This window comes from Bradyrhizobium sp. CCBAU 45389, assembly GCF_028128625.1.
GTDB classification, from domain to species: Bacteria; Pseudomonadota; Alphaproteobacteria; order Rhizobiales; family Xanthobacteraceae; genus Bradyrhizobium; species Bradyrhizobium liaoningense_B.
Map to the genome: position 1 here is coordinate 134298 of NZ_LBIY01000089.1, position 12361 is coordinate 146658.

The window sequence follows — 12361 nt, forward strand, 5'->3', positions numbered from 1 at the left end:
CTCGAGATCAACCCCTACCTGCAATCTGAAGAAGTTTGACGCGGTGAGATTGCCGCCAGCTCTCGATGGTCATTGCTTTGATGCCGATGGGCTCCACGACGAGCCATGTGCCTGGTCCAAGAAGAAACCTCAGCTTGACAGTTTCGCCTTCCATTATGATTTCCGGCAAGTCAGCTAGCTCGCCTAAGTACATGGCCTCACGCATGTCTGCAATGATACTTCGAAGGCTTTGCGCTAGATCGGGGCCAAGCGCAGCGGTGGCTATTCCATGATCCATTGCGACCTCGCGGATGCGGCTCGTAAGATAACTGAGTTCCACGGCAGACTTACCCGGCGGCTATTAAGTTGTGTTGCGATGGCACCGATTGTCGGGAAACGAGAAGCCCCAGTTGCCGCCGTGGTCTGGCGAATCAAATAAACTCTTGAACTACAAGTAGTATTAGCACATCGGCGCTATATCAACTCCGATCGCTCGCACGATCGTTTGTGCCCGGGGCTAGGACATACCGAGATCGCTTTCGAGCTGCTTAAAGATCTTACTAGGGATGGTCCCCAGTGCCTTCGCGAGCCGAAAGATCATCACAAGAGTCGGCGATTTCAAACCTCGTTCAATCTGACTGACGTACGTTCGGTGAATGTTTGCGCGCTCAGCGAGCTCTTCTTGGGAGAGCCCGGCAGCTAGCCTCAAGTCAGCAATGATTTGTCCGAAGGAGGCGTTTGGTTTTTTCACGCATTCATAGTCTTGCCCCGAAGACTAAAGAGCTACAGACTATAGTATTCAAGCGGGTCGCCCGATCCGCGCGGAGTGAACAATGGATGGCTCCACTCCAGCTTGGACACGGCCGTTCCGGAAGGCGCGAGACAATGGACGAAAAAACGGAGAAGATTTCTCGGGACGCCCCTCTGAGATTGGACGTCGCTCTGAAGTTGGCTTTTCCCGCCGGGGGATTAACGGTCAAAGGACTCCGGAAGGAAATCGAGAAGGGGCGCTTAGAGGTAGAGCTGATCGCCAATAAGCACTTCACCACTCTCGCTGCGATCGAGCGGATGCGTGCGCTGTGCAAGGTCGCACCAAAGAACTTTCGGTCCGATGAGGTTCGTCAAAGTGATGTTTTGCCGGATTGCGAAGATCGCGAGGGCGAGTCCGAATTGGAAAGACTCATAAGGAGAAGGCGAGAAAAGAGCGACGCAATTCGGCGAGAGAAAAAGGCGCAAAAGAGAAAAAACGCAACTTAAGCGAGCTATACATTTCGTGAACAAAAGCTGTGCCCCAAACTGTGCCCCAAATTTTCAAGGAAATAAAACCTGTTGTAAGTTATTGATTTCATTGGTGGGCCCGGCAGGACTCGAACCTGCAACCAGACCGTTATGAGCGGCCGGCTCTAACCATTGAGCTACAGGCCCCGCCGCGGGACGGCCGCGGGAGTGCGGCCGGCAACGGTGCGCGGTTCGTTTACAGGGCCTGAGGCGGGGGTGCAATCCTCAAGCGTTTTCAAAGCGAAGTGGTCCTCGGTTCGCGTCAGGACAACGCGTCAAACACAGTGCTGCGAACGAGGGGAACGCGGGGCGCTGCGCGCAAAAGCGCTGCTCGCCGGATGATTGCTGGATTCGGAATAATGGCATTTTGCCACGGTTTTGCCCGACGAGTCAAACCGACCTGACGATCATCCGGCCGGTGCCCATTTTGGCGCTTCCTTAAGCCCCTGTGATTGCTCACGTCTTCTACTGTGCATGGGGTTGTTTTCGCACTTTTTGTTTGAGAGGGCCTGTTGGCCCCCTCAAACATCTTGCCGGCGAGCGACGGACCCTGCGGTGGGCCCGCGCCCTAATCCACCGACACCCCCGCGAACTCCACCACCTTGCGCCACTTCTCGGTCTCGTCGGTGACCAGCTTGCCGAACTCGGCGGGTGTCATCGGCCTCGGGATGCCGCCATTCTCGGTCAGCCGTGCGATCACCTTCGGGTCCTTCAGCGCTTCGCCGACGGCCTTGTTGAGGATCTCGATCACCTCGCTCGGGGAGCCCTTCGGCGCCGAGATGCCGTAGAAGCCGACCGATTCGAAGCCCGGCACGGTCTCGGCGATCGCGGGCACGTCGGGAACGATCGGCCAGCGCTGCGGCGAGGTGACCCCGAGCGCGCGGACATTGCCGCCCTTCGCCTGCTCCAGCGCGGACGGCAGATTGTCGAAGATCAGCTGCACCTTGTTGGAGATGATGTCGGGGAAGGCGATCGCCGAGCCGCGATAGGGCACGTGGATCATGTCGCACTTGGTCATCGCCTTGAACAGCTCGGCCGACATGTGCACCGAGGTGCCGTTGCCGGAGGAGGCATAGGAGATCTTGCCCGGATTGGCCTTGCAATAGTCGATGAACTCCTGAACCGTCTTCGGCGGAAACGCGTTGGAGACGACCAGCATGTTGGTGAGCTGCATGATGCTCGCGACCGGCACCGTGTCGCGCAGGAAGTCGAACGGCAGCTTCTTGTAGAGCGAGGTCGAGATCGCGTTGTTGGGCGCGACGAACAGCAGCGTGTAGCCGTCGGGGGCTGCGTTGACCGCGGCCGCGGCCGCGATGTTGCCGCCGGAGCCGGTGCGGTTCTCGACGATGAATTGCTGGCCGAGGCGATCCGAGAGCGCCTGCGCCATGATCCGCGCCACGATGTCGACCGGGCCGCCGGCGGCAAAGCCGATCAGCCAGTGCACGGGACGGTCGGGATAGGCCGCGGCGGCGGGAGGGGTGGTGCTGAAAAGACCTAAGAGGGCCGCGAGCCCAAACAAACCGTGACGCAAAATTCGCAACATGACGCCTCCCATTGTTCTATTGTCGTTGGGCTGCATGCTTTCACAAAAACAGGCGGCTGCCTACATCGCCGCAAGTCGGTGTTGACGCAAGCCCGCCGGGAACGACCATGAGATTCGCTTTTCCCATTCTTCTCGCCGCGGCGCTGCTCGCCAGCCCCGCCGCCGCCCAAACCTGAGGCAACGCCATTCCCGCCACGACACTCAGCCTTGGCACCGCGACGCCCGGCGGCGGCTTCCCGCTTTACGGCAACGCCTTCGCCGAGGTGATGAACGCAGCCGATCCGGTCATCACCATCGCCCCGCGCAACACCAAGGGCAGCAACGAGAACATTCCGCTCCTGGAGAAGGGCGAGCTCGATCTCGCTTTGGTCGCGGGCGAGCCGGCCTATGAGGCCTTCGCCGGCATCGGCCGCGCGCCGGTGCGGCTGAAGATCTTGACGGCGATCTATTCCAACCCCGGCATGTTCGTGGTGCGCGCCGACAGTCCCTACAGGACGATTGCCGATCTCGTCGGACAGCCCGTCGCGTTCGGTGCCAAGGGCTCGGGCCTGCCGATCCTGGCGCGCTATGTGCTCGATGGCCTCGGCCTCAAGCAGGACGAGGACTTCAAGGCTGTCTATCTCGACCGCGCCGGCGACGGCCCCGCGATGGTCGAGGACCGCCGCGTCGCTGCGCTCTGGGGCGCCGGCATCGGCTGGCCCGGCTTTGCCGCAGTGGCCGCGAGCGCATCAGGCGCGCGGTTCATCGCGCCGAGTGCTGAAGAGATCGCACGTATCCGCGCCAAGCATGCGTTCCTCAAGCCGCTCACCGTTCCGGCCGGCAGCTACCCGAAGCAGTCCGAGCCGATCGCCTCGCTCGGCTCGTGGAGCTTTGTGCTGACGCGCGAGGATCTGCCCGACGACATCGCCTATCGCCTCGCCAGGACCCTGCACGGCAATGAGGCGACATTCTGCAAGACACTCGCGCAGGCCTGCGAGACCACGGCCGCGAACACCGTCGCGGCCGCGCCGAAGGTGGAGCTGATCCATCCGGGCGTGATGAAGTATTTTCGCGAGATCGGCGTGGTGAAGTGACGATCGCTTAAAGCGATCGTCACTCCGGGGCGCGTTGAAGACGCGAACCCGGAATCTCGAGATTCCGGGGTCGGTCCTGCGGACCGCCCCGGAATGACGACAATGGAATCACTTCTTCACCAGCGGACACGCCGGGTCCGGCGGCCCGAACGCCTTGTCGCCGGAGATCGTCGTGAGGATCTTGTAATAGTCCCACGGATATTTGCTCTCCTCCGGTGTCTTCACCTGCACCAGCCAGAGGTCGTGCACCATCAGATTGTCCTCGCGCAGTTTGCCGTTGCGGGCGAAGAAATCCTCGATCGGCTTTTCGCGCATCTTTGCCGCGACCTTGAGCGGGTCGTCGGTGCCGGTCTCCTTGATGGCGTTGAGATAGTGCATCACGCTGGAATAGACGCCGGCCTGCCACATCGACGGCATCTTGTTCATCTTGGCGAAATAGCGCTTCGACCATTCGCGCGTCTTGTCGTCCATGTCCCAGTAGAACGAGGTGGTCAGCAGCAGGCCTTGCGCGGCCTGCAGGCCGAGGCCGTGGATGTCGGTGATCAGCGCCAGCAGCGCCGCCATCTGCTGGCCGCCCTTGAACACGCCGAACTCCGAGCCGGTCTTGATCTCGTTCATGTTGTTGGGGGGACCGGCGGCAATGCCGATGATCTTGGCCTTGGAGGCCTGCGCCTGCAGCACGAAGGAGGACAGATCAGGCGTTGCCAGCGGCGGCCGCACCGAACCCAGCACCTTGCCGCCATTGGCGGTGACGACGCTGGAGGCATCGCGTTCAAGAGAGTGCCCGAAGGCGTAGTCGTCGGTGATGAAGAACCAGCTGTCGCCGCCGCGCTTGACCACGGCATCCGCGGTGCCGACCGCGAGCGCGCGGGTGTCGAACACCCACTGGATCGCGTAAGGCGAGCAGAACTTGCCGTGGAAATCGGCGGTGCCGGTGGAGTGGGTGATGAACAGCCGCTTCTTCTCGTTGGCGACGTTCTGCACCGCGAGGCCGACGGCCGAGACCGGCACGTCGACGATCAGATCGACCTGGTCGACGTCATACCAGCGCCGCGCGATCGTGCCGCCGATGTCGGCCTTGAGCTGGTGATCGCCGATCACGACGCTGATCGGCTTGCCGAGCACGGTGCCGCCGAAATCGTCGATCGCCATCTGCGCCGCCGTCACCGAGCCCTGGCCGGTCGGCGCGGAGGCCGGGCCGTTCATGTCGGTGAGCACGCCGATCTTGACGACGTTGTCGGACACCTGCGCCATGGCAGCGCCCGGCAGCAGGGCCGCCGTCAGGGCGGCCGCGACCGGCAGTCCAAATCTCGCTCGCTTCACGTTTGTCCTCCCCTGATCCGGCGCGTTGGCCGGGCGTTGCTTTTGCCGGGTACGGCCCGGCTGAATTGGTTTCTTTTGCAACTATTTTGGGGCGGGCGTCAATGTCAGGCCGCGAAGCGGATCTGTCCCGCCGGCGAGGGGTCGTAGCCGGTCAGCTCCTCCGCGCGCTGGCGCAGCCGTCTTTCGCTGAGAAGCCGGATCAGCGCCTGCATCGCAGGGCGGAAATAGCTGCGCTGCCGCATCGCGAGATCAAAGTTCTCCCAGACCAGCGGCACGAAATCGAGGCCGGCCGAGCGCGCCGCCGCGCGCGTCGCGATGCCGCAATCGGCTTGTCCGGCGCGGACCATTTCGGCGAGATCCGGCCCGGTGAGGGCCGGCGTCTCCACCCGCCGCAAATCGCGCGTCGTGGCGTCCGCGCGCTTCAGCAGCGCCTCGAGCAGCATCTGCGCACCTGTGCCCTGTTGTCGCATCGCCATCCTGGCGCCGGCCGCGAGCACGTCGGCGAGGCCGCGCAGCCGTTTCGGATTGCCCGGCGGCAGCACGAGACCCTGCTCGCGCCGCACGAAGGCGACCAGCAGCGCGTCATGCAGGTCCGGAGCGTTTTGCAGCGCCGTCACACTGGCGTCGGTGCCAAGATTGCCGGTGGCATCGAGGCTGTGGAAGTGCATGGCCACGGCCATCACCTCGTCGCGCTGCAGGCGCTCGAGCCCGCGCGCGCTGCCCTCGCTCATCGATCCGAGGCCCGAGCCGGATTCGCGCAGGCTCCAATCCAGCAGCTCGTCCTGGCTGCCGCCCATGACGGGCGGCGGCTCCGTGGTCAGCATGCCCGCCGGACGTGCGAGGCCCGAGAGGACCCAGAGGTCGAGCTCGTGGCGGGGGAAGAGCCACTTACCGGTCACCTTGCTGCAGGGGATCGCACCGGTGGTGACGAGTTCGTAGAGCTTGCGTTCGCCGAGCCGGAGATAGTCGGCGGCTTCGCTGGTCGTCAGGAATTCCATCCTGCATTCCTATGCAAATTCTTGCTTCTTTTTGGACGTTCGTCGCAGGTGGAATTCTGCATTTCAATTAGTGTCCGCGGGAACCATGCCCGATCATCTCGTTGCTTTGCAACACATCCGCGCGCGCGATTTCTGCTTTGGTGAACGATCCTGAAGCGCGCGAATGGTGCGGGCCTTGCGGCTGTCGTGAACGTGCATGCGATCGGCGGTTTTGCAATCGCCATGCCGCGTCGTGCCTTGCCGAAATTTCCCGAACGACAGCGCGATGGCGTCACGAGTGCGGCGCAATCGATCATCATGATCCCGCCGTATCGAAGGGAACCAGCTCATGGCCGCTCGCCGCCTGTCCGTTGCATTCGCGCTTCTCTGCGGCCTTGCTGTGGGCGTTGCGGCCTCCTTCGCGGAGGATCGTGCGATCGTGCTGGCCACGACGACATCGACGCAGGAGTCCGGCCTGCTCGATCATCTGCTGCCGATCTTCCGTGACAAGACCGGTATCGACGTGAGGGTGATCGCGCGGCGTGCGGACGAAGTGCTCGACGGCGCGCGAAAGGGCGAGGCGGACGTCGTGTTGACGCATGCGCGGCCGCAGGAGGAAAAATTCGTCGCCGACGGTTTTGCCGTGAAGCGCTTTGACGTGATGTACAACGATTATGTGCTGGTCGGGCCGAAGAGCGATCCCGCCGGCGTCAAGGGCAAGGACATCGCGACCGCACTGAAGGCGATCGAGGCCAAGGGCGCGCCGTTCGTGACGCGCGGCGATCGCTCCGGCACACACGCTGCGGAGCTCGCGCTCTGGATCGTCGCCGGCATCGACATCGCTGCCGCCAAGGGCGCCTGGTATCGCGAGGCCAAGCAGGGCATGGTCGCGGCACTCGAGGCCGCGCGCGCCGCGAACGGCTATGTGCTGTCGGACCGCGGTAGCTGGATCGGCTTCAGCGATCGCGGTGATCTCAATGTCGTCGTCGAAGGCGACAAGCGGCTGCTCAACCAATACGGCGTGATGCTGATGAGCCCCGACAAGTTCCCGAACGTGAAGAAGGAGCTGGGGCAAACCTTCGTCGACTGGCTGATCTCGCCGGAGGGACAGGCCGCGATCGCCGCCTACAAGGTCGACGGCCAGCAGCTGTTCTTTCCAAATGCGGACAAGACGGGCGGCTGAGATCCTCTCCCGCGGTTGCCAAACCGGGCGAGGCATGGTCCATCATGGCGCATGACCCAGCGCCTGCCGCCATCGCTGACGCCGCTCGACACCGCGCTCGCTGCGTTGCTGCGAGGCGTTGATCCGGTCGCGCCGATCGCATTGCCGCTGTCCGAGGCTATTGGCTGCGTCGCGGCGGGCGCGCCGCCGCTGGTGGCCTATCCGCCTCACGACATTGCGGCCGCAGACGGCTGGGCGCTGTGCGCCAACGATCTCGTCGGTGCATCCGCCTATGCGCCGCTGCCTTTGGCGACGGCCCCTGTCTGGGTCGATGCCGGCGATGCCATGCCGCAGGGATGCGACTGTGTGCTCGATGCCGACGCTGTGGAGGTATCGGGGCCGCTTGCGCAGGTGCTGGCGGAGGGGTTGCCGGGGCAGGGCATCCGACGCGCTGGAAGCGACATTGCCGCCGGCACGACGGCCGGCGCGGAGGGATACCCGGTCGGTCCGGTGGACCTGTCGCTTGCTGGCGTCGCGGCGGTGAACGGGCTGAGCGTGCGCCGACCGCGGCTGTGCATCGTCAACGTGCCGGGCGCGACGACGACGGCGCATATGATCGCCGGGATGGCTAATGCCGCGGGACTTGATGTGCGGACGCATGAAGCCGGTGCGCGCGATGAAGCATCGATCGCCGATGTGCTCGACGCCTCCGCTTGCGACCTGCTGCTGACGGTCGGCGGCAGTGGCCTCGGTCGCCACGATGCCGCGGTGACGGCATTGGCCGGGCGCGGCGAGTTGCTCGCCCATGGCATTGCGCTTCAGCCCGGCCGCACCGCTGCGGTCGGACGGCTTGGCGAGGTTCCCGCCGTTGCCTTGCCCGGCTCGCCGGATCATGCGCTGGCGGCATGGCTGGCGCTGGTGCTTCCGCTCATCGATCGTCTGTCGGCACGGCAGCCGCGCCGGCAAACGACTCTGCCGCTCGCGCGAAAAATCGCGTCCACGGTCGGCATCGCCGAAATCGCGCTGCTGGCCGAGGAACATCATGCCTGGATGCCGCTTGCCGTGGGCGAATGGCCGCTCCAGGCCATGGCCCGTGCGGATGCATGGCTGATCATTCCCGCCAGCCACGAAGGATTTGCAGCGGCTACGTCCGTCGATGCCTATCTGATGCGGGAGTGATATGGGTTCCGGCATGACCATGATCCCAAAACCGTCCGACCGCAGCGCGCTCGAACAGGAGCAATTCCTCACGATCCTTTCGCGCGAGGAAGCCTTGGCGCGCTTCGAGGCGGCCTTGTTCCCGCGGGCGCTTCCCAGCGAGGCGCGCAAGCTCGCTGCTGCGCTCGGTTCGGCACTCGCCGAGGACATCACTGCGCCGATCGACGTTCCTCCGTTCGATCGTTCCAACGTCGACGGTTTTGCCGTCCGCTCGGCCGATCTTGCGACGGCCGGCGAAGGTGCACCGAGGCGCCTTGCGTTGAACGCCGAGACCATTCAGTGCGGCACCGCGCCGAGGATGCAGGTCGCCACGGGCACCGCCACACCGATCGCCACCGGCGGCCCGCTGCCGCGCGGCGCGGATGCCGTGGTCATGGTCGAGCATACCCAGCCGGCCGGCTCCGATGCGATCGACGTACGTCGCGCCGTCTCGCCCGGGCAGTTCGTGTCCTATGCCGGCTCCGACATCGCGCGCGGCGAGGCGTTGCTGCGCGCCGGCACGATCATCGGCTCGCGCGAGATCGGCATGCTGGCGGCCTGCGGCATCGCGCAAGTGATTGTCGCGCGAAAACCGCGGGTCGCCGTGATCTCGACCGGCGACGAACTGGTCCAGCAAGGCGAGGCGCTCGCGCCGGCTGCGATCTACGACACCAACGGCGCGATCGTCGCGGCCGCGATCGACGAGAACGGCGGCGAGGCGATCTTCCTCGGCGCCATTCCCGACGATGAGGCCAAGCTCGAAGCCGCCATGCGCAGCGCGCTGGCGGATGCCGACATGCTGGTGCTCTCCGGTGGCACGTCCAAGGGCGCGGGCGATCTGTCCCATCGCATCATCGGCCGGCTCGGTCAGCCCGGCATCATCGCGCATGGCGTCGCGCTCAAGCCCGGCAAGCCGCTGTGCCTTGCGGTGTGCGATGGCAAGCCGGTGGTGATCCTGCCGGGCTTTCCGACCTCGGCGATGTTCACCTTCCACGACATGATCGTGCCGGTGCTGCGCAGGATGGCCGGCCTGCCGCCGCGCTCCGATGCCAAGGTCGGCGCGACCGTGCCGGTTCGCATCGCCTCCGAGCTTGGCCGCACCGAATTCGTCATGGTCTCGCTGGTCGAGGGCATGAATGGCCTGATCGCCTATCCCTCCGGCAAAGGCTCCGGTGCGATCACGTCTTTCGCACAGGCGGACGGATTCCTGCGCATCGACGCGCTCGCCGACCAGATGCCGGCCGGGACCGAAACCGAGGTGACGCTGTTCACGCCGCATGTGCGGGTGCCCGATCTCGTCATCGTCGGCAGCCATTGCACCGGCCTCGATCTCGTTACCGCACAGCTTGCGCATGCCGGCCTGACGGTGCGCTCGATCGCGGTCGGTAGCCTTGGCGGCCTTGCGGCGGCCAAGCGCGGCGAATGCGATCTCGCGCCGATCCATCTGTTCGACGACAAGAGCGAGACCTACAACACGCCCTATCTCGTCGAGGGGCTCGAACTCGTCCCCGGCTGGCGGCGCATGCAGGGCATCGTCTTCCGCAAGGGCGACACGCGGTTCGAGGGCCTGGGTGCGAAGGAGGCTGTCGCCGCCGCGCTCACTGACCCCGCCTGCATCATGGTCAACCGCAACCAGGGCGCGGGCACGCGCATCCTGATCGACCGGCTGCTCGGCGGTGCGCGCCCGGAAGGCTATTGGAACCAGCCGCGTTCGCACAACGCCGTTGCCGCGGCTGTCGCGCAGCACCGCGCCGACTGGGGCATGACCATTGCGCCGGTCGCCCATGCGACCGGCCTCGGTTTCATTCCGCTCGCGGAAGAGCATTATGACTTCGCGCTGGTGACGGCGCGCAAGCAGCGACCGGCGGTGCAGGCCTTTCTGGATGCGCTGGGCTCGGACAAGGCGCGTGCGGCACTGGAGCGGGCGGGCTTCCGGCCGGCCTAAAGCGCGTGAACGCGCTTTAGATTCTTGTTTGAGCATGATCTGTTCGGAAAACCGCTTCACACTTTTCCGGATCATGCTCTAGATCGACGACGCGGCATTCAAGCTGCGCGATAGAGGGTGGGGGACGCGATGGCAAGGCCGCTTTCGGTTGCGATCGTCGGTGCCGGCATGGGCGGGCTTGCAACTGCCGCAGCACTTCGCCGTGTCGGCGTCGACGTCATGGTCTACGAGCAGGCCTCCCAGTTCGCCCGCATCGGCGCCGGCATCCAGATCGGCTGCAACGCCATGAAGGTGTTGCGCGCGCTGGGCTTGGAAGAGCGAATGCGCAGCCAGTCGTTCTATCCGCGCTCCTGGAATAATCGCGATTGGCGCAGCGGTGACATCAAGTTCGACATGATTTTTGGTGAGAGCGCGGAAGAGAAGTTCGGCGCGCCCTATCTGCTCGCCCACCGCGGCGATCTGCACGCGGCACTGGCGAGCATAGTGCCAAATGAATTGATAAGGCTCAATCACAAGCTGGTCGGCCTGGATGACACCGGCGATGGCGTCCGGCTGACCTTTGCCGATGGCACCAGCGTCGTTGCCGATGCCGTGGTCGGCGCGGACGGCGTGCATTCGACGGTGCGCGACATCCTGTTCGACACCGCGCCGGCCAGGTTCACCGGCCGCATTGCCTATCGCACCACATATCCGGCCGCACTGCTCGGCGGGGAGAAGATCGACGACTGCACGAAGTGGTGGGGCGAGGATCGTCACATCGTGATCTATTACGTCAAGCCGGACCGCAGCGAGGTCTATCTCGTCACCAGCCAGCCCGAGCCGGATTTCCGCATCGAGTCATGGTCGGCGAAGGGCGATGTGCGCGATCTGCGCGCATCGTTCGAAGGCTTTCATCCGCAGGTCGGAAAAGTGCTCGCGGCGTGTCCCGACGTGCACAAATGGGCGATCATGGACCGCGAGGCGCTCGATCGCTGGGCCGACGGCAAGGTGGCGCTGCTCGGCGATGCCTGCCATCCCATGACGCCCTACATGGCGCAGGGCGCGGCCATGGCGATCGAGGACGCGGCCGTGCTGTCACGCTGCCTCGACGGTGTCGATCGCGACGGTGTTGCGAGAGCCTTCCGCCGCTTCGAGGCGACGCGGAAAGGGCGGACAACGCGGGTGCAGGAGACCTCGCGCGCCAATATCTGGCTGAAGCAGCGAACCGATACGAGCTGGGTCTACGGCTACGACGCCTGGTCGGTGCCGCTGGCGGCCTGAGCGGCGCGCTCTCTTGCGCGTTCCCGTTCCTCGGCTTCGGCGAGCGCGCGCTGGGCGGCCGGCGGCAGCGGCTTCGGATCAGGAGGGACCTCGATAATCTTGTCGCTGCCGGTGGCCTGCTGGCTCAGCCGCTTCGTTCGATCGATCGCCGTCGAAACGTCAAACACGAAGTCGACGACTGCGAAGATGGCATTCAGAAGAGAATCGGCCATGGCTCATCCGGGGGGATGTCCCGATCAGTAGTCGCGGCCGGCCTCGGCCCGGTTCGATGCCCGTGAACGCCAACGGCCGTCGCCGCGACCAAGGGGCATGAGCCAGGCCATTACCGCGTCAGCACCCATCAATTTCCGCAAGATCGCCGCGGTCGTCGCGGCTGCCGGCACGCTGTTCTGGCTCTATACCTTCTATTTCATCGCCCATGTCCCGCCCGGCGACGGCTCCGGCTTTCAATGGCTCGCGGTGTTCCCGCTCGGCATGATCTTCGGACTGTTCTTCCTGCCGGCCTGGCTGCTGGTCGCCATCGGGCGTCTCCCGCGATTCACCACAGCCGTCGGCCTCTGCGGCCTGATCGCGTTCGCGATCATCTGGATGCAGCTCCTCAACGAGTTTCCCAATTCGTAAGTT

At 64.6% G+C, this 12361-nt stretch carries 13 protein-coding genes, 1 tRNA gene and 1 pseudogene; 7 read left to right on the top strand and 8 right to left on the bottom strand.

What is annotated here, in order from left to right:
• Positions 1-7: 7 nt before the first annotated feature.
• Both XH79_RS19565 and XH79_RS19570 read right to left on the bottom strand, forming a co-directional pair.
• Positions 8-319, bottom strand: a complete 312-nt coding sequence (locus tag XH79_RS19565) for a hypothetical protein (protein ID WP_271582684.1) — start codon at positions 317-319, stop codon at positions 8-10.
• A 177-nt stretch (positions 320-496) separates the two neighbouring features.
• Complete coding sequence (locus tag XH79_RS19570) at positions 497-730, bottom strand: helix-turn-helix domain-containing protein (RefSeq protein WP_271582685.1); 234 nt, start codon at positions 728-730, stop codon at positions 497-499.
• Positions 731-864: 134 nt separating this feature from the next.
• Between XH79_RS19570 and XH79_RS19575 the strand changes: the two genes are divergently transcribed.
• Entirely contained in the window at positions 865-1236 is a 372-nt protein-coding gene (locus XH79_RS19575) for a hypothetical protein (RefSeq protein WP_271582686.1), read from the top strand.
• A gap of 92 nt (positions 1237-1328) precedes the next feature.
• Here the strand turns inward: XH79_RS19575 and XH79_RS19580 are convergent.
• Both XH79_RS19580 and XH79_RS19585 read right to left on the bottom strand, forming a co-directional pair.
• Positions 1329-1404: transfer RNA gene (locus XH79_RS19580), tRNA-Ile, on the bottom strand.
• Between the two features lie 421 nt (positions 1405-1825).
• Entirely contained in the window at positions 1826-2800 is a 975-nt protein-coding gene (locus tag XH79_RS19585) for a Bug family tripartite tricarboxylate transporter substrate binding protein (RefSeq protein WP_271582687.1), read from the bottom strand.
• A 107-nt stretch (positions 2801-2907) separates the two neighbouring features.
• Between XH79_RS19585 and XH79_RS19590 the strand changes: the two are divergent.
• A pseudogene (locus XH79_RS19590) lies at positions 2908-3873 on the top strand (TAXI family TRAP transporter solute-binding subunit).
• A gap of 108 nt (positions 3874-3981) precedes the next feature.
• Here XH79_RS19590 and XH79_RS19595 read toward each other — a convergent pair.
• The 3 genes from XH79_RS19595 to XH79_RS19605 all read right to left on the bottom strand — a co-directional run bounded on the left by XH79_RS19595 (position 3982) and on the right by XH79_RS19605 (position 6524).
• A complete protein-coding gene (locus XH79_RS19595) occupies positions 3982-5196 on the bottom strand; it encodes an ABC transporter substrate-binding protein (protein WP_271582688.1) in 1215 nt (404 codons plus the stop codon).
• A gap of 104 nt (positions 5197-5300) precedes the next feature.
• The gene (locus XH79_RS19600) at positions 5301-6194 is read right to left on the bottom strand and encodes a helix-turn-helix transcriptional regulator (protein ID WP_271582689.1); all 894 of its coding nucleotides are present in this window, start codon (positions 6192-6194) and stop codon (positions 5301-5303) included.
• 93 nt (positions 6195-6287) lie between these two features.
• Positions 6288-6524 (bottom strand): hypothetical protein, encoded by a 237-nt coding sequence (locus XH79_RS19605; protein ID WP_271582690.1) that lies wholly within the window; start codon positions 6522-6524, stop codon positions 6288-6290.
• Here XH79_RS19605 and XH79_RS19610 point away from each other — a divergent pair.
• The 4 genes from XH79_RS19610 to XH79_RS19625 all read left to right on the top strand — a co-directional run bounded on the left by XH79_RS19610 (position 6523) and on the right by XH79_RS19625 (position 11737).
• Positions 6523-7356 (top strand): substrate-binding domain-containing protein, encoded by an 834-nt coding sequence (locus XH79_RS19610; RefSeq protein WP_212346849.1) that lies wholly within the window; start codon positions 6523-6525, stop codon positions 7354-7356. The two genes, XH79_RS19605 and XH79_RS19610, sit on opposite strands and share 2 nt — an antisense overlap.
• 51 nt (positions 7357-7407) lie before the next feature.
• Positions 7408-8514, top strand: a complete 1107-nt coding sequence (locus tag XH79_RS19615; RefSeq protein WP_271582691.1) for a molybdopterin-binding protein — start codon at positions 7408-7410, stop codon at positions 8512-8514.
• A gap of 13 nt (positions 8515-8527) precedes the next feature.
• On the top strand, positions 8528-10477 hold the full coding sequence (locus tag XH79_RS19620; RefSeq protein WP_271582692.1) for a molybdopterin biosynthesis protein: 1950 nt from the start codon (positions 8528-8530) through the stop codon (positions 10475-10477).
• A gap of 129 nt (positions 10478-10606) precedes the next feature.
• Positions 10607-11737 (top strand): FAD-dependent monooxygenase, encoded by a 1131-nt coding sequence (locus XH79_RS19625; RefSeq protein ID WP_271582693.1) that lies wholly within the window; start codon positions 10607-10609, stop codon positions 11735-11737.
• On the opposite strand, the gene XH79_RS19630 is transcribed toward XH79_RS19625, so the two are convergent.
• On the bottom strand, positions 11704-11949 hold the full coding sequence (locus XH79_RS19630) for a hypothetical protein (RefSeq protein ID WP_271582694.1): 246 nt from the start codon (positions 11947-11949) through the stop codon (positions 11704-11706). The two genes, XH79_RS19625 and XH79_RS19630, sit on opposite strands and share 34 nt — an antisense overlap.
• Before the next feature lie 97 nt (positions 11950-12046).
• Between XH79_RS19630 and XH79_RS19635 the strand changes: the two genes are divergently transcribed.
• Positions 12047-12358 carry a hypothetical protein gene (locus tag XH79_RS19635; RefSeq protein WP_271582695.1) on the top strand — a complete coding sequence of 104 codons (312 nt, stop codon included), beginning with the start codon at positions 12047-12049 and terminating at the stop codon, positions 12356-12358.
• Positions 12359-12361: the final 3 nt, after the last annotated feature.